Origin of the sequence: Actinomadura sp. KC345 (assembly GCF_004348515.1) — a bacterium.
Lineage (GTDB): Bacteria > Actinomycetota > Actinomycetes > Streptosporangiales > Streptosporangiaceae > Spirillospora.
Genome location: NZ_SMKH01000054.1, coordinates 1 through 17,060, shown reverse-complemented (window position 1 = coordinate 17,060; position 17,060 = coordinate 1). Strand labels below are relative to the sequence as shown.

At 72.2% G+C, this 17,060-nt stretch carries 15 protein-coding genes and 1 pseudogene; 11 read left to right on the top strand and 5 right to left on the bottom strand.

The features are described 5' to 3' along the window. Positions 1 to 104 precede the first annotated feature (104 nt). Positions 105 to 2,894, top strand: a complete 2,790-nt coding sequence (gene aceE / locus E1281_RS12060) for a pyruvate dehydrogenase (acetyl-transferring), homodimeric type (RefSeq protein ID WP_131877412.1) — start codon at positions 105 to 107, stop codon at positions 2,892 to 2,894. A gap of 109 nt (positions 2,895 to 3,003) precedes the next feature. Here the strand turns inward: aceE and E1281_RS12055 are convergent, their stop codons facing one another. The 4 genes from E1281_RS12055 to E1281_RS12040 all read right to left on the bottom strand — a co-directional run bounded on the left by E1281_RS12055 (position 3,004) and on the right by E1281_RS12040 (position 6,455). After that, entirely contained in the window at positions 3,004 to 3,372 is a 369-nt protein-coding gene (locus E1281_RS12055) for a VOC family protein (RefSeq protein WP_131877410.1), read from the bottom strand. A gap of 86 nt (positions 3,373 to 3,458) precedes the next feature. After that, positions 3,459 to 4,271 carry a YafY family protein gene (locus E1281_RS41190; RefSeq protein WP_131877408.1) on the bottom strand — a complete coding sequence of 271 codons (813 nt, stop codon included), beginning with the start codon at positions 4,269 to 4,271 and terminating at the stop codon, positions 3,459 to 3,461. Positions 4,272 to 4,307: 36 nt separating this feature from the next. Beyond that, complete coding sequence (locus E1281_RS12045; protein ID WP_131877406.1) at positions 4,308 to 5,258, bottom strand: alpha/beta hydrolase; 951 nt, start codon at positions 5,256 to 5,258, stop codon at positions 4,308 to 4,310. A 168-nt stretch (positions 5,259 to 5,426) separates the two neighbouring features. Then, positions 5,427 to 6,455: a PHP domain-containing protein gene (locus tag E1281_RS12040; RefSeq protein WP_207943243.1), complete on the bottom strand. Its 1,029-nt coding sequence runs from the start codon at positions 6,453 to 6,455 to the stop codon at positions 5,427 to 5,429. 83 nt (positions 6,456 to 6,538) lie between these two features. Here E1281_RS12040 and E1281_RS12035 point away from each other — a divergent pair, with 83 nt between their 5' ends. The 9 genes from E1281_RS12035 (at position 6,539) to E1281_RS11995 (ending at position 15,873) form a co-directional block, all read left to right on the top strand. After that, positions 6,539 to 7,840: a sensor histidine kinase gene (locus E1281_RS12035; RefSeq protein ID WP_131877402.1), complete on the top strand. Its 1,302-nt coding sequence runs from the start codon at positions 6,539 to 6,541 to the stop codon at positions 7,838 to 7,840. Beyond that, complete coding sequence (locus tag E1281_RS12030; RefSeq protein WP_131877400.1) at positions 7,837 to 8,514, top strand: response regulator transcription factor; 678 nt, start codon at positions 7,837 to 7,839, stop codon at positions 8,512 to 8,514. The genes E1281_RS12035 and E1281_RS12030 overlap by 4 nt, the downstream gene beginning before the upstream one ends. Before the next feature lie 131 nt (positions 8,515 to 8,645). Next, positions 8,646 to 9,596: an alpha/beta hydrolase gene (locus E1281_RS12025; RefSeq protein ID WP_131877398.1), complete on the top strand. Its 951-nt coding sequence runs from the start codon at positions 8,646 to 8,648 to the stop codon at positions 9,594 to 9,596. Beyond that, on the top strand, positions 9,589 to 10,782 hold the full coding sequence (locus E1281_RS12020) for an acyltransferase (RefSeq protein ID WP_243716867.1): 1,194 nt from the start codon (positions 9,589 to 9,591) through the stop codon (positions 10,780 to 10,782). The genes E1281_RS12025 and E1281_RS12020 overlap by 8 nt, the downstream gene beginning before the upstream one ends. 201 nt (positions 10,783 to 10,983) lie before the next feature. Then, positions 10,984 to 12,156: a helix-turn-helix domain-containing protein gene (locus tag E1281_RS12015; protein ID WP_243716866.1), complete on the top strand. Its 1,173-nt coding sequence runs from the start codon at positions 10,984 to 10,986 to the stop codon at positions 12,154 to 12,156. Between the two features lie 94 nt (positions 12,157 to 12,250). Then, on the top strand, positions 12,251 to 13,204 hold the full coding sequence (locus tag E1281_RS12010; RefSeq protein ID WP_131877394.1) for an ACP S-malonyltransferase: 954 nt from the start codon (positions 12,251 to 12,253) through the stop codon (positions 13,202 to 13,204). Further along, positions 13,201 to 14,169, top strand: coding sequence for a beta-ketoacyl-ACP synthase III (locus tag E1281_RS12005; RefSeq protein ID WP_131877392.1), 969 nt, complete (start codon positions 13,201 to 13,203; stop codon positions 14,167 to 14,169). Before E1281_RS12010 ends, E1281_RS12005 begins: the two co-directional genes overlap by 4 nt. Before the next feature lie 56 nt (positions 14,170 to 14,225). Then, on the top strand, positions 14,226 to 14,477 hold the full coding sequence (locus tag E1281_RS12000) for an acyl carrier protein (protein WP_131877390.1): 252 nt from the start codon (positions 14,226 to 14,228) through the stop codon (positions 14,475 to 14,477). A gap of 88 nt (positions 14,478 to 14,565) precedes the next feature. Further along, entirely contained in the window at positions 14,566 to 15,873 is a 1,308-nt protein-coding gene (locus tag E1281_RS11995) for a beta-ketoacyl-[acyl-carrier-protein] synthase family protein (protein WP_131877386.1), read from the top strand. A gap of 51 nt (positions 15,874 to 15,924) precedes the next feature. On the opposite strand, the gene E1281_RS11990 is transcribed toward E1281_RS11995, so the two are convergent. Then, positions 15,925 to 16,419 (bottom strand): DUF3145 domain-containing protein, encoded by a 495-nt coding sequence (locus E1281_RS11990; RefSeq protein WP_131877384.1) that lies wholly within the window; start codon positions 16,417 to 16,419, stop codon positions 15,925 to 15,927. A 321-nt stretch (positions 16,420 to 16,740) separates the two neighbouring features. On the opposite strand from E1281_RS11990, the pseudogene E1281_RS11985 reads away from it, so the two are divergent. Next, positions 16,741 to 17,060 (top strand): annotated as a pseudogene (locus E1281_RS11985) (hypothetical protein); the annotation flags it as partial.

Genomic DNA, 17,060 nt, shown 5'->3' with positions numbered 1-17,060 from the left:
GATGGATCTCGAGACGAGCGACAACAGTCTGCCGGGGACCGGTGGCCACCCGCGCGGCGGGAACCCGGTCTCACCCGCAAAGACGTAAGGACAGAGGGGACCCCGTGCCTTCCGGACGTCAACGCTTTTCGATCATCAGCGACGGCCTGCCGAGCCAGCTGCCGGACATCAACCCGGACGAGACCCGGGAGTGGCTGGAGTCGCTGGACACGGTCATCAAGACAGAAGGCCGCGGCCGGGCGCGCTACGTGATGCTCCGGCTCCTGGAGAGGGCCCGGGAGCTGCAGGTCGGTGTGCCCAGCCTCCGCAGCACCGACTTCATCAACACGATCCCGCCGGAGTCCGAGCCCTGGTTCCCCGGCGACGAGCACGTGGAGCGGCGCATCCGCGCCTACATCCGCTGGAACGCCGCGATCATGGTGTCGCGCGCTAACCGTCCCGAGATCGGCGTCGGCGGGCACATCGCCACCTACGCCTCCGCGGCCTCGCTGTACGAGGTCGGCTTCAACCACTTCTTCCGCGGCAAGGACCACGGCGAGTCCGGCGACCAGGTCTTCATCCAGGGGCACGCCTCCCCTGGCATCTACGCCCGCGCCTATCTTGAGGGACGCCTCCCGGAAGACAAGCTCGACGGCTTCCGCCAGGAGCACTCGCACCCGGGCGGCGGGCTGTCGTCCTACCCGCACCCGAGGCTCATGCCGGACTTCTGGGAGTTCCCCACGGTGTCCATGGGCCTCACCGCGATCAACTCCGTGTACCAGGCCCGGTTCAACCGCTACCTGTACAACCGGAAGATCAAGGACACGTCCCGCTCGCACGTGTGGGCGTTCCTCGGCGACGGCGAGATGGCCGAGCCCGAGTCGCTCGGCGCGATCGGCCTCGCCGCCCGCGAGGAGCTCGACAACCTCACCTTCGTCATCAACTGCAACCTCCAGCAGCTGGACGGTCCGGTCCGCGGCAACGGCAAGATCATCCAGGAGCTGGAGTCCTACTTCCGCGGCGCCGGCTGGAACGTCATCAAGGTCATCTGGGGCCGCGACTGGGACCCGCTGCTCGCGCAGGACGTCGACGGCGTGCTGGTCAACCAGATGAACACCACCCCGGACGGGCAGTTCCAGACGTTCACCGTCGAGTCCGGCGAGTACATCCGGGAGAAGTTCTTCGGCGCCGACCCGCGGCTGCGCAGGATCGTCCAGCACCTCGGGGACGACGAGCTGCGCAAGCTGTCGCGCGGCGGGCACGACTACCGCAAGGTGTACGCGGCGTTCAAGGCCGCCCGCGAGCACGTCGGGCAGCCGACCGTGATCCTCGCGCACACCATCAAGGGCTGGACGCTCGGCTCCGACTTCGAGGCCCGCAACGCCACCCACCAGATGAAGAAGCTCACCAAGGCCGAGCTCAAGGAGTTCCGGGACCGCCTCTACCTCGACATCCCGGACTCGGCGCTGGAGGCGCCGCTCCCGCCCTACTACCACCCGGGCGAGGACTCCGACGAGATCCAGTACATGCGCGAGCGCCGCGCCGCGCTCGGCGGATTCCTGCCGAAGCGGGTCGTGCGCGCCAAGCCGCTCAAGCTGCCCGGCGACCCCGTGTACAGCGAGCTGAAGAAGGGCTCCGGCAAGCAGAACGTCGCGACGACCATGGCGTTCGTCCGGCTGCTCAAGGACCTGATCAAGGACGAGAACATCGGCGCCCGGTTCGTGCCGATCGCCCCGGACGAGTACCGCACGTTCGGGATGGACTCGCTGTTCCCGACGTCCAAGATCTACTCGCCGCACGGGCAGACCTACGACGCGGTCGACCGCAAGCTGCTGCTGTCGTACAAGGAGTCCGAGAGCGGCCAGATGCTGCACGAGGGCATCAGCGAGGCCGGGTCGATGGCGTCCGCGATCGCCGCGGGCACCACGTACGCCACGCACGGCGAGCACATGATCCCGGTGTACATCTTCTACTCGATGTTCGGGTTCCAGCGGACCGGCGATCAGATGTGGTCGCTCGCCGACCAGATGGGCCGCGGGTTCCTCCTCGGCGCCACGGCGGGCCGCACCACCCTCACCGGTGAGGGCCTCCAGCACGCCGACGGCCACTCGCCCCTGCTCGCCGCGTCGAACCCCGCCTGCGTGCACTACGACCCGACGTGGGCGTTCGAGCTGGCCCACATCGTCAAGGACGCGCTGCGACGCATGTACGGCACGTCCGACGAGCACCCTCAGGGCGAGAACGTCTTCTACTACCTGACCGTCTACAACGAGCCGTACCAGCAGCCCGCCGAGCCCGACGACGTGGACGTCGACGGCATCCTCAAGGGCCTGTACCGGCACAAGAGCGCACCGGAGGTCACCCCAGGGAACGGCGAGGTCCCGCGGGCGCAGATCCTGGCGTCCGGCGTCGGCGGGCGGTGGGCCCTGGAGGCGCAGCGGCTCCTCGCCGAGGACTGGGGCGTCGCCGCCGACGTCTGGTCGGCGACCTCGTGGAACGAGCTGGCCCGCGAGGCCCGCGAGTGCGACGAGTGGAACCTGCTCAACCCCGACGCCGAGCAGCGCGTCCCGTACGTCTCCCGGACGCTCGACAACGTCGCCGGGCCGATCGTCGCGGTATCGGACTTCGCCCGTGCCGTACCCGACCAGATCGCCCCGTGGGTGCACACGGACTTCACCTCGCTCGGCACCGACGGGTTCGGCTTCTCCGACACCCGCGCCGCCGCCCGCCGGTTCTTCCACGTGGACGCCGCGTCGCTCGTCCTCGCGGTCCTGACCCGGCTCGCCCGGCACGGCGAGGTCAAGCCGGAGACGCTCCAGCAGGCGATCCACCGCTACCGCCTGGACGCCGAGGTCAGCGACGTCTTCGCCAACGGCGTGGGCAGCGCCGAGAGCAACACCGGCGGCGACGGCTGACGGCGCCCGCCGGGAACCTGTGATTGCGGAGGTGTAGGCCGCAATCGTTCTGTTCCGGGCATGACGACGGGGCCCCGAGGTTCGCTCGGGGCCCCGTTCGCGTCCAGGGTCAGGACGCCGGGGGCTTGAAGACGCCGAAGCGGTTGCCGGCCGGGTCGTCCAGGTAGGCGAACGTGAGGCCGTTGCCCGTGGTCACGGTGGGCATGGCGACCTTTCCGCCGCCCTTCTCCGTCTCGGCGCACACCGCGTCGACGTCCCCGACGAGGACCATGAACATCGCGTGGTTGCCGGACGCGTCGGGCTCGTGCGAGACGCCGCCCGCGGGGACGTCCGAGCCGGGGTAGCTGACGAGGTCGTAGCCGTCGCCGTCGGCGTCGAACCGCCAGCCGAAGAGGTCGCCGTAGAAGCGGCGGGCCTCCTCCGGTGCGTCCGTGCCGACCTGGAACCACGCGACGGTGTTGAACGCGGGGACTGTCATGGCCCTCTCCTCTGCCTTCTCAACTGGTACGTGGACCAGCGTGGGAGGGGTCCGCGACAGCCCTGTGTCGGGGTTTACGGGATTTCTCAGACGAATTCGAGCGGCCGGGCGACGTAGTCGGCCGGGGCGGCGGCCAGGTCGTCGAAGTCGCGTTCCGGGGCGGGCTCGTCAAGCAGCGCGGCGCGGCGGACGCGGTCGATGCGGAAGACGCGGGCCTCGCCGCGCAGGCGGCACCACCCGAGCAGGTACCAGCGCAGCGACAGGGCGGTGAACCCGACGGGCTCGACGTCGCGTTCGGTCTCGCTGCCGCTCGCGTCGACGTAGCCGAGCCGCACGACGCGGCGCGCGGACATCGCCTCCTCCAGGACGGCGGGCACCGAGGCGGACTGCCGGTGAGGGGACGGCTCCCCGGACCCTCCGGGCCGCTCCCGCTCGTCTCGCTCACCGTGGGCGGACGACCCTCCGCGGGCCCCGGCTCGCTCCCGCCCATCCCGGTCGTCCGCTTCCGGCGGGGTCAGGATGCGGACGCGTCCGGCCAGTTCCCGGGCCGAGTCGCTGTCGGTGCCCGACATCGCCGAGACGATCTTGTGGAGGGCGGTGCGGGCGGACCGGGAGTACGGCGCGCCACCCGCACGCGCGAGGGTGATCGCGACGGCGACGGCCTCGGCGGGGGTGAAGTTCAGCGGCGGCAGCGTGCGGCTCTTGTCGAGGGTGTAGCCGCCGCCCCGGCCGACGTCCGCGTAGATCGGCACCCCGGCCTGCTGGAGCGCGCAGATGTCCCGTTCGATCGTCCGGACGCTCACCTCGTACCGCGCGGCCAGCTCACGCGCGCTGACGCGGCGCGGCGCACAGGCCCGCAGCTCCTCCACCAGGGCGTACAAACGGTCGGTGCGGTTCACCCGGTGACCGTATGCCGCGCCTCCGACATTTCCCGGTCAGAGGCCGCGGAGGAAGGCGAGCATGGCCTCGTTCACCTCGGCCGGGCGTTCCTGCTGCGTCCAGTGGCCGCACTCGGACAGCCAGACGGTGTCGCGGAGGTTCGGCACGAAGTCGGTCATGGAGTCGATCACCTGGCGGGAGCCGGCCGAGACGATGTCGTGCTCACCGGCGATGAACAGCGCGGGAGCGCCGATCGGGGCGCGGTGCCAGGCGGCGGTCAGCTCCCAGTTCCGGTCGAGGTTGCGATACCAGTTGACCGGGCCGGTGAAGCCGCTCTCGGCGTACTCCTCGACGTAGGTGGCGATGTCGTCCTCGGTGAGCCAGGCGGGGAGCTTCTCCGGCTCCGGGAAGCCGTCGAGTATCCCTCCGCCCTCGGGTGCGACCGGGCCCGGGACGGGGCCGTCGCCGGACGTCCCGCACAGCATCCGGCGGAACGTGGCGGCCCGGTCGCGGTCGAGTTCGGCCTCCGGGACGTCGGGTTCCTGGAAGCGGACCATGTAGAAGCCCTCGCCGAACATGCGGCGCATGGACGCGACGGGCGGCCTGCTGCTGCGCGGGCGGTGCGGGACCGACATACCGATGACCCCGCGCACCTTGTCCGGGCGCATCTGCGCGGTGGCCCAGGCGACGGGGGCTCCCCAGTCGTGCCCGGCGACCACGGCACGGTCCGCGCCGAGGGCGCCGATGAGCCCGACGGCGTCGCCGGCCAGGTGCAGGATCGTGTACTGGCCGGTCTCCGCCGGGCCGCCCGTCCGGGCGTAGCCGCGCTGGTCGGGGGCGACGGCGTGGTAGCCCGCCTCGGCGAGCGCGGTGAGCTGGTGGCGCCAGGAGTACCAGCATTCCGGGAAGCCGTGCAGGAGCAGGACCAGCGGCCCCTCGCCGGCCTCGGCGACGTGCATGCGCAGACCGCTGTCCGACTGGACGAAGCGGTGCGTGATCTCGGTCATCGGTACCCCTCGGCGGCATCGGCGGACCGTGCGAGCCAACCGTAGCCCTATTGATCTTCATCCGGTCCGCGGGACGGCGAAAAGGAGGTGAATGACCTTGATCCAATCCGTGCGGCGACGGATGGCCGGCCCGCACGCCGCCGTGCCCCCCCCGAGCGACGGCCGGGGTCAGGGCTTGGAGCGCGTCCAGGACACCAGGTCGGCTCCGGGAAGGGCGTTGACCAGCCGGTCCGCGGAGACCGCGCAGCGGGCGGCGCGCTCGCAGCCGAAGTGCTGCCAGTCGAGCTGGCCCGGGGCGTGGGCGTCGGAGTCGATGGAGAAGCGGCAGCCTGCCTCCACGGCGAGGCGGAGCAGGCGCTTGGGCGGGTCGAGGCGTTCCGGACGCGAGTTGATCTCCACCGCGACGTCGTAGGCGGCGCAGGCGTCGAAGACGAGCGCGGCGTCGAACTCCGACTCGGGACGCAGGCCGCCGCGCTTGCCGCCCGCCTTGACGATGCGTCCGGTGCAGTGGCCGAGGACGTTCACGCGGGGGTTCGCGATCGCCGCGACCATGCGTTTCGTCATGGCGACGTGGTCCATGCGCAGTTTGGAATGGACGCTGGCGACGACGACGTCCAGGCGCTCCAGAAGGGCGGGATCCTGATCGAGGGTGCCGTCCTCCAGGATGTCGACCTCGATGCCGGTGAGGATGCGGAACGGCGCAAGATCTCTGTTGAGTCGGGCGACGACGTCGAGTTGCCGCCCGAGACGCTCGGCGGACAGGCCGTTGGCGACCTTGAGGCGCGGTGAATGGTCGGTGAGGGCGAGGTACTCGTGGCCGAGGGAGCGCGCCGTCTCGGCCATTTCCAGGATCGGTGAGCCGCCGTCCGACCAGTCGCTGTGGGTGTGCAGGTCGCCCTTGAGCGCGGAGCGGAGGGCGGCCGTGGCCTCGTCCAGCGGCTCCCCGTCGGTCGCTTCCAGGCGGCGCAGGTAGACCGGCGTCTCGCCGCGCAGCGCCTCTTCGATGACCAGGGCCGTGACCTTGCCGATGCCCGGCAGGCCGGTCAGCGCGCCCTCGCGGGCGCGGGCCGCGAGTTCGTCCGCGGGCGTCCGCGCGGCGAGGTCCGCGGCGGTGCGGAAGGCCCGCACGCGGTAGGTCGGCTCATGGGCGCGCTCCAGCAGGAACGCGATGCGGCGCAGCGCTTCGACGGGCTCCACGCACCGCACCGTACCCGGGTATGACGGACGTGTCCCACCAGGGTGTCATCCGGGGTCGCCGCGGAGTCTCTAGCCTGGTCGTCATGGCCGGGGACGAGACGGGGGGCGAGCCGAACCCGCTGCGCAAGGCGCTGCGGAACGTCGTCCTGGCCGCCGCGGTGACCGGGCGGGCCGAACCCGCGCCGCCGCTCGACCGGCCCTGGCCCCTGGGGCTGCGGTGGACACGGTACCTCGGCATCGGGCGGCTGCCGTTCGGGCTGGTGGCGAACCTGTTCTGGATCGGCCTCACCGGCCTGGTCATCGGCGGGACGAACTCGATGCTCAAGGAGCCCGTGCGCGCCCAGCTGGCGAGCTACCCGGGCGACGGGACGGTCATGCTGATCGCGGTCCTGGTGACCGCGCCGCTGGCCCTGCGCGACCGGCATCCGCTGGCCGCCTGGCGGATGAGCTTCCTGTCGATGGCGGTCGTCGACCTGAGCCCGTGGCCGCCGGACATCGAGTACATCGAGGGCGGGGCCTTCGCCGCGCTCATGTGCGTCTACACGGTGACGGTGCGCTGCTCGCGGGACATCACGCTGGGCGTCGCGATCCTGTCGTTCGCCTTCGTCTGGATCAAGGACCCGGACACCGCGCCCGGCGCGTCGGTGCTGCTCCTGCTGCCGCTGGCGGTCGGCTACGCCGTGCGGGTCCGGCGGACGTCCCGGCGCGAGCTGGCCGAGCAGGAGCGGCGGCACCTGGACGCCGAGGCGGTGCTGACCGAGCGCCAGCGGATCGCGCGGGAGCTGCACGACGTCGTCGCGCACCACATGTCGATGATCGCGATCCAGGCGGAGGCCGCGCCCTACAAGGTCGAGGCGGTACCGGACGAGACACGGCAGGACCTCGCGGAGATCCGCGCGACGGCGCTGGACGCGCTTACCGAGCTGCGCCGCGTGCTCGGCGTCCTGCGCTCCGAGGACGGCGCCGAGACGGCCCCGCAGCCGAGCCTCGACAGGCTGGACGAGCTGATCGGCAACGCGCGGGGCGCGGGCCTTGAGGTGGAGACGTTCCTGGAGGGCGACATCGCCGCGCTCCCGCCGGGCGTGGGGCTCACCGCGTTCAGGATCCTGCAGGAGGCGCTGAGCAACGCGATGCGGCACGCGCCCGGTTCGCGGGTGCACGTCGAGGTGTCCAGCGACGAGGCAATAGTCTGGCTCGGCGTCGTCAACGGCCCGCCCGGGGACGGGAAGCCGCCCGGCCCGCCGCTGCCCGGCGGCGGCCACGGGCTGGTCGGGATGCGTGAGCGGGCCGCCGCGCTCGGCGGCGAGCTGACGGCCCGGCCGACACCAGAGGGAGGATTCGCCGTGACCGCCAACCTGCCGGTGAAGGCGCGGGACCGGTCGTGACCGTCCGGGTCGTGATCGTCGACGACCAGGGCATGGTGCGCACCGCGTTCGGCGTGCTGCTGAACGCCCAGCCCGACATCGAGGTCGTGGGCGAGGCGGTGAACGGCGAGGAGGGCCTGCGCCGCGTCGCCGAGCTGCGCCCGGACGTGGTGCTGATGGACGTCCGGATGCCGGTCATGGACGGGCTGGAGGCGACCCGCCGGATCCTCGGCGGCGCGAACGGCGGCGGGGACGACGGCGTACCGAGGATTCTCATGCTCACCACGTTCGACCTGGACGACTACGTCTACGAGGCGCTGCGCGCCGGGGCCAGCGGGTTCCTGCTGAAGGACGCCTCCGCGACGGAGCTGTCGGACGCGGTCCGCGTCGTGGCGGCGGGCGACGCGCTGCTGTCGCCGTCGATCACCCGGCGGCTCATCGCGGAGTTCTCCCGGCTCGGCGGGCGGCGGGCGCCGTCCCGCAAGCGGCTGGACGAGCTGACGGAGCGGGAGACCGAGGTGCTGACGCTGGTGGCGCGCGGGCTGTCCAACGGCGAGATCGCCGGGGAGCTGGTCGTGGCGGAGCAGACCGTCAAGACGCATTTCGGGCGGATCCTGATGAAGCTGGGGCTGCGCGACCGGCCGCAGGCCATCGTCTTCGCCTACGACGTGGGCCTGGTCCGTCCCGGCGACTGATACCCGGGTCCCACGTGTGCCACCAGGGTCGCACGGCGCAAGACCACACCTCCGGTTGATCTGCTCTACAACGTCCGATTCCTACCTTCCTGATCAGTACTTCACCCCACTGATCAGGAGGGATGTTCCGGATGCCTCGCGTTCGCAAGGCCGCGGCCGCCGCCCTGCTCCTCACGGCGACCGGTTCGACGGGCACCGCGGCGGCCCACGCCGAGGTGTACGCGGCGCCGCGTACGACGCCCGAGCTGTCGGCCGCGACCCTGGACGCCCGCTACCAGGCCACCCGGGGGGACATCGCGCGAGCGCTGGCCACCGCGGAGCGCGTCCACGACGGCGACCGGACGCGCGTCCTGCCCTCGTTCCTGGCAGAGGGCCGGCGCTTCCTGTCCTTCGACCCGCGAGGTGACGGACGGGCCGTCGAGGTCATCGGCGACCTGGAGCGCGCCGACCGGATCGCCGTCGTCGTGCCCGGCGCGGACAACACGCTGACCAACTACGACGACCCCAAGTTCGTCGGCGGCGACACCCGTGCGCTCTACCGGCAGGCCCGAGCGAACTCTCCCGGCGAAAGGATCGCCGTGATCGCCTGGCTCGGTTACGACTCGCCGTCGACACTGAGCCCCGGCGTCCTGTCCGCCGGGGACGCCGACGACGGCGCGCGGAACCTCGAACGCCTCCTCACCGGTGTCCACCGCGTGAACGGACGCGCCCGGTTCGCGCTCCTCTGCCACAGCTACGGCTCGGTGGTGTGCGCCAAGGCCGCACGGCCACTCGCATCCCTCCCGGTGGACGACATCGCCCTGTACGGCAGCCCCGGCACGACGAAGGACGACGCCGCCGGGCTCGGGACGTCCGCCCGCGTCTGGGCGGGCCGGGCGAAGGGCGACTGGATGCGGTTCGTGCCGAACGTCCGCGTCGCCGGTCAGGGATTCGGCGCGGATCCCGTCTCGTCCGGCTTCGGCGCCCTCCGCTTCGACGCCGGGACGGGACCCCACAGCGGCTACCTGAAGCCGGGCTCCCTCGCGCTGCGCAACCTCGCCCTCATCGCCCTCGGCCGCGCCGCGGAGGTCACCCGTGCCTGAGACCGCGCTCGACACGGAGCCGTCCGTCCGAACGGAGGCCGGGCAAGGCCGCGACATGGCCGTCGACGCCCTGCGCGCCTTCGCGATCCTCGGCGTGGTGCTCGGCCACTGGCTGGTCACCGCGTTCGTCGCGGACGGTTCCGGCGCGGATCTGCGGGTCACCAGCCCGCTGCGCACGATGCCGGAGCTGGCCCCGATCTCCTGGTTGCTGCAGACGCTCGCGGTGTTCTTCTTCGTCGGCGGCTACGCCGCGGCGAAGGGCCTGCGTCCCGGCGAGCCGTGGGGCCCCAGGCTGCGGCGGCGCCTGGCCCGCTTCGCACGGCCCCTGCCCGTCCTCGCGGCGGCATGGATCCCCGCCGCGGCAGCCCTGTCCCGGGCGGGGTTCTCGGCGGACGGCGTTCGCACCGTGGTCGAACTCGTGCTCAGCCCGCTCTGGTTCCTGGCCGTCTACGTGGTCCTGACCGCGCTGACGCCGGTGATCGCCGCCGTCTGGAACCGGCTCGGCCTCTGGGGCGCCGCCCTCCTCGTCGCGGCGACCGCCGCCGTCGACGTCGGCCGCTTCGTGCTCGACACGCCCGGATGGACGGGCTGGGCCACCGTCTTCACCGCCTGGCTCGTGCCGTTCTACCTGGGCGTCGGCTGGGCGGGCGGCGCGCTCGGCTCCCGCCGGGCGGGGCGCGTCCTGCTGGGCGGAGGCGGCGCGGCGGCCGCCCTGCTGATCCTGTTCGCGGGGTATCCGGCGAGCATGGTCGGCGTGCCGGGCGCCGAGGTGTCCAACCTCAGCCCGCCCACGCTCGCGGCGGTCGCGTTCGGCCTCGCCCAGGTGGGCCTGGCGCTGCTGCTGCACGGGCCGCTGACCCGCTGGACGCGGCGCCCCCGGGTCCGCTCGGCGATCGCCGGCGCCAACCGCTCCGCCATGACGATCTTCCTGTGGCACCAGACGGCGCTGCTGGCGGTCACCACGGGAACGCTGCTCGCGTTCGGCGGCCTGCCGGGGCTGCACACCGCACCCGACCGGCCCGCGTGGATCGCGGAGAGGCTGCCCTGGCTGGCGGTCTGCGCCGGCGCGCTCGCGGCCATCTGGATCCTGGTCCGCGGGTTCGAACGCCCGCGCCGGCCCGCACGTGACGCGAACCACACGGCGCACACGAGCGCGGTGCCGGACATCTCACCAAGAGTCCGCTGAGCCGGGCGCCCGCCGGGACCGGCCGGACGATCTTGGATGGTAGAAAGACCACGATGCCGCCGCCACGCGAGACGATCTCGCCGCGCGCCCGACGGTTCCGGAGGACCGTCGCGCCCGGGGAGGAGTCCGATGTCACTCCGCGCTGACGCGGTTCGCTCGTTTCCGGACGGGTCACCGCCGTGGTGGTGGCACTCTGGGGTTGTGGACACCCCGAGCGAGGCCGAGATCCGCGAGCAGACCACCCAGCGCCTGGAGAAGGCGATGGGGACGTTCGGCACCGCCGCCTTGAGCAGCATGGAGGAGCACCTCCCCTGGTTCCGGCGCATGCCGGCCGACCAGCGCTCCTGGATCGGCCTCGTCGCCCAGGCGGGCATCGCGGCGTTCGTCGAGTGGTTCAAGAACAGCGAGCAGACCCGTCCGGCCATCGCCGGCGAGGTGTTCGGCACCGCGCCCCGCGAGCTGCTGCGCGCCATCAAGCTGCATCACACGATCGACATGATCCGCGTCATCATCGACGTGGTGGAGACGCGGCTGGGCGAGCTGGCCGCGCCCGGCGGCGAGGCCCAGCTCCGCGAGGCCATCCTGCGCTACACCCGGGACGTGGCGTTCGGCGCCGCCCAGGTGTACGCGCGCGCCGCCGAGACGCGCGCCGCCTGGGACGCCCGGCTGGAAGCCCTGGTCGTCAACGCCGTGCTGCGCGGCGAGGTCGACGACGGCATGCACTCCTGGGCGGCGGCCCTGGGGTGGACGTCCAAGCCCGTGACGGTCATCGCGGGGTTCACGCCTGAGGACGAAGAGCCCGAGGTCACGATCGACCAGATGCAGCTCGCCGCGCGCCGCGCGCGCGCCGACGTGCTGGCCGGAGTCCAGGGGCACCGGGTCATCGCCATCGTGGGCGGCGACACCGACCCCATGGAGGCGGCGCGTCCCATCGCCGCCAAGTGCGGACCGGGCCCGGTCGTCGTCGGTCCGCAGGTCGCCGACCTCTACGACTCGACCCGCTCGGCGCAGGCCGCCGTGGCCGGGCTCCGCTCCGCCGCCGGCTGGCCGGACGCGCCCCGCCCGGTCGAGGCGACCGAGCTGCTGCCCGAACGCGCGCTGGACGGCGATGACGAGGCGCGCCTCTACCTGGTGGAGAGCGTCTACAACCCGATGCTCGCCGCCGGCGCCCCGCTCCTCGACACGCTCACCACCTACCTGGAGCAGGGCTCGTCGCTGGAGGCCACCGCGCGCCTCCTGTTCGTCCACCCCAACACCGTGCGCTACCGCCTGCGCCGCGTGGCCGAACTCACCGGCCTGTCCCCCACGGACGGCCGCAACGCCTTCACCCTCCGCATCGCCCTGGTCCTGGGCCGCTTCCAGACACGCGCGTAAACCGCGAGCTTGTAGGGGTCTTACAAAGCGCCTCGACGAAAGTTCGTGGTGATCCGCATCGTGGGTCGAGGGCGTTCGCGGCAAGCTGGGCGCTGTGATTCTCCTCGCATCGCCCGGCCAGGGCGCCCAATCCCCCGGCTTCCTGCAGCCATGGCTAGAGATACCCGGAGTCGCCGACCGTCTCGCCTGGTGGTCGGCCGTCACGGGGCTCGACCTGGTCCGGTACGGGACGGAGGCGGACGCCGAGGAGATCCGTGACACCGCCGTCGCCCAGCCGCTGCTGGTCGCCGCCGCGCTCGCCGCCCACGACGTCCTCTTCGAGGATCTCGTCCGGCCCGAGGGCCACCCCTACGCGGGCGGCCCCATCCGGCCGGACGCGGTGGCAGGTCACAGCGTCGGGGAACTGGCCGCCGGCGCCATCGCCGGGGTCATGTCCCCGGAGGCCGCGCTGGTTCTCGTCCGGGAGCGGGGACGGGCGATGGCCGACGCCGCCGCCGTCACCGAGACCGGGATGACCGCCGTACTCGGCGGCGACGCCGACGAGGTCCTCGCCTCCATCGACAAGCACGGGCTCACGCCCGCCAACGTCAACGGCGCGGGGCAGATCGTCGCCGCCGGGACCATGGAGCGCCTCGCCGAGTTCGCCGACGAGCCGCCCGCCAAGGCGCGGCTCCGCCCGCTGTCGGTCGCCGGGGCCTTCCACACCCCGCACATGGCGCCCGCCGTCGACACGCTCCGCCGCCTCGCGTCCGGCGTGCCCGTCGCCGACCCGGGGCCGCGGCTGCTGCAGAACCGTGACGGCGCCGTCGTCACGTCCGGGCGCGACTTCGCCGACCGGATCGTCGAGCAGGTCAGCACCCCGGTCCGCTGGGACTCCTGCATGGACACCATGCGGGAGCTGGGCGTCACCGCGATCATCGAGCTGCCGCCCGCCGGGACGTTGACCGGCCTCGCCCGCCGCGAGCTGAAGGGGATCGACCTGGTCGCCTGCAAGACCCCCGCGGACCTGGACAAGGCCCGCGAGCTGATCAAGGCGAACCAGGCATGACCGGGGCGCTCAGCATCCCCGAGGCGACCGCCGGCGCCCGCATCCTCGCGTTCGGCGACTACCGGCCGGCCCGGGTCGTCACCAACGACGAGCTCGCACGGACCGTCGACACCGACGACGCGTGGATCCGCAGCCGCGTCGGCATCGCCGAGCGCCGCATCGCCGGCGACGACGAGGGCATCGTCGAGCTCGGCGTGCACGCCGGCGGCAAGGCCCTGGCGGGCAGCGGGCTCGCGCCGTCCGACATCGACCTGGTCATCCTGGCGACCTGCTCGGCGGAGTCGCCGATGCCCGGCCACGCCGCCCAGGTGGCGCACCGGCTCGGCATCGGGGCGCCCGGCGCGTTCGACATCAACGCCGCCTGCGCCGGCTTCTGCTACGCGCTCGCCACCGCGAGCGCCGCGGTCCGCGCCGGAAGCGCGCGCAACGTGCTGGTCGTCGGCTCGGAGAAGATGTCCCAGTGGATCGACTGGACCGATCGCTCCACCTGCATCATCTTCGCGGACGGCGCCGGCGCGGCCGTGGTGACCGGCAGCGACTCCCCCGGCATCGGCCCGGTCGTGTGGGGCAGCGCCGGCGACAAGTACGACAAGATCATCATCGAGGACCGGCACTCGTTCATCCGGCAGGAGGGGCAGGCGGTCTTCCGCTGGGCCACCTCCGCGATCGCCCCGATCGCGGTCGAGGCGTGCGAGCGCGCGGGGATCAAGCCCCAGGACCTCGCCGCCGTCGTCCCGCACCAGGCCAACCTGCGGATCATCGAGGCGATCGCCCGCAAGGTGAAGGCCACGGACGCCGTCGTGGCCGACGACATCGTCCAGTCGGGCAACACCTCGGGAGCCTCCATCCCGCTGGCCCTGTCCCGAATGATCGAACGCGGCGACGTGCCGTCCGGCGCACCGGCCCTCCTGGTCGGGTTCGGCGCCGGACTGTCCTACGCTGCCCAAGTCATCCAGATCCCGTAGGCCGTCACGCCTGCTCGCAGGCTCTGGACCAACCCACCGAAGGAGAACGCAGAACCATGGCAGTCGCCACCGAACAGCAGATCCTGGACGGCCTCGCCGAGATCATCGACGACATCGTCGGCATCGACAAGTCCGAGGTGACCCCCGACAAGAACTTCATCGACGACCTCGACATCGACTCGCTGTCGATGGTGGAGATCGCCGTGGCCGCCCAGGACCAGTTCGGCGTCGAGATTCCCGACGACGAGCTGCGGAACCTGAAGACGGTCAAGGACGTCATCAACTTCGTCCAGAACCTCCAGAGCTGAACCTCGGGAACGGCGCGCCGCCGCACGGCCGGACCGTGCGGCGGCGTGCCCGACCCTTCTCCCCCACAGTCCTCAAGGAGCACCTGCTATGAGCAAGAGCCAGACCAGAGTCGTCGTGACGGGTCTCGGTGCAACGACCCCACTCGGCGGAGACCTGCCGTCGACCTGGTCCGCCCTGCTCGCCGGAGAGTCGGGGGTCCGGAAGCTGCCCTGGGAGGGAGTCGATGAACTGCCGGTCCAGTTCGCCGCGACGCTGAAGGTCGACCCGTCCGAGGTCATGCCGAAGCAGACGCTGCGCCGGCTCGACCGCAACCAGTCGATCGCGCTGATCTCCGCCCGCGAGGCGTGGACCGACGCCGGGTTCGCCCCGGCCGCGTCGCGCAAGAGCAAGAAGCCGGAGGAGCACTCGGGCGTCGAGGGCGGCTTCGCCGTGGACGGCGAGCGTCTCGGTGTCGTGTTCTCCAGCGGCATCGGCGGCCTGCACACCGCGCTCAACAGCTACGACGTCTTCAGGGAGAAGGGCTGGTCGCGGGTCTCGCCCTTCACCGTCCCGATGCTGATGCCGAACGGCGCGTCCGGGCACGTCGGCATCGAGTTCGGCGCGATGGCCGGCTCGCACGCCCTGGTCAGCGCCTGCGCGTCCAGCGGCGAGGCCGTCGGCTACGCCATCGACATGATCCGCGCGGGCCGCGCCGACGTGGTGATCTGCGGCGGCACCGAGTCGTGCATACACCCCCTGCAGATGGCGTCGTTCGGCGCCATGCGCGCGATGTCGACCCGCAACGAGGCGCCGGAGCGCGCGTCCCGCCCCTACGACAAGAACCGCGACGGGTTCGTGCTCGGCGAGGGCGCCGCCGTGATGATCCTCGAATCGGAGGAGCACGCCCTCGCCCGCGGCGCGCAGATCAACGGCATCGCCTCGGGCTGCGGCTACTCCGGCGACGCCTACGACATCGTGCTGCCCGACCCGAGCGGTTCCGGACAGGCCAAGGCGATGCAGCGTGCGCTGAAGGACGCCGGCCTGGAGCCCGCCGACCTCGTCCACATCAACGCGCACGCCACCTCGACGCCGGCCGGCGACGTCGCCGAACTCGCCTCGATCAAGGCGGGCCTCGGCGAGGAGGCCGCCGCCCGGGTGGCCGTCACCGCCACCAAGTCGATGACCGGGCACCTGCTCGGCGGCGCCGGAGCGCTGGAGTCGGTCTTCACCGTCCTCGCGCTGAAGGAGGGCCTCATCCCGTTCGTCGCCAACCTGGAGGACCTCGACGACGAGGCCGACCTGGACATCGTCCGCGACGAACCCCGCAAGATCCCCGACGGCCCCGCCGCGGCACTCAACAACTCCTTCGGCTTCGGCGGCCACAACGTCTCGGTCGCCTTCGAACGCTACCTCTGACCAGCCCCCACCCGAAGAGACGGCCCGGCGCTTCCACGCCGGGCCGTTCCCCTATACGGCGGCGTGCAGCCAGCGGACGGGGGCGCCGTCGCCGGCTCGGCGGAAGGGCTCCAGTTCGTTGTCCCACGGGGTACCGAGGAGCCGCTCCAGCTCGTTCTCCAGGGTGATCTTGCCGTGGGCGGCGTTGGCCATGACGGAGCGGAGCCGGTCCTCGGGGATCATGATGTCGCCGCCGGCGCCGATGACGCCGGTGAACACCCCGAGGGACGGGGTGAAGCTGAAGCGGACGCCGTCGGTGCCGGGCGTGGCGTCCTCGGTGGCCTCGAACCGCACGAGCTTCCAACTTCGCAGCGCCGAGGTGATGCCCGCGGCGGTGCCCGGCCTGCCCTCCCAATGCAGCTCGGCGCGCAGCGTTCCCGGCGCGGCCGCCTGATCTGCCCACTCAAGGGAAACGGGCACACCGAGAACACCTGCGGCGGCCCACTCGATGTGCGGGCTCAGCGCAGGCGGCGCGGAGTGGACGTAGAAAACGCCACGTGCGGTCACCGGACCTCCTGGATCTGTACCGAGGCTCGTCTTCCCCTACGGCCTCGTACGTCCCAAGTCGGCGTCCGCGTCCCTCATTGTGCATCATCGACACGTCTCGCACCACCGGGAGTTCGGCGTTTGTTGAACGCTTGACCTCAGGATGCGCAACGTTCACCGGCGCCGACCGACAAGGGTAGCCCCTGCCGGGACGGCCGGGAGGCGCCGTCGCGCAACGCGGCGCGGCCGTCTCCGTCCGCGACTCGGTGTTCACGGTCGAACACATACGGTATCCCTTCCGGCACGATGTAGGCGTGCGCCGGTGCGGGAGGGCGGGGGCCGATGTTCGATCAGCAGACGAGGCTGGAGCGGGTGCTGGCGCGGCACCCCGACGCGGTCGTGGTGGAACCGGTGCCGGGACGTCCGGCCCTGGTGCGCCGGGACGAGATCCTGGTCGCCGGGCAGGACGCCGACGCCGCCGAGGGCCTCGTGCGGCGCTGGTCCGGCGCGCGTCAGGACGGACGCGCCGTCACGCGGCTGCGGCTGCGCGCCGCCGCGAAGGTGGACGTGTGCGAACTCGCGGCGGGGCTCACCGCGGGCGGGTTCGGCGCGGGCGGGCGTCGCCGGCGGCTGCGGGCGTCGCCGAACCCTCTCGTCCACGG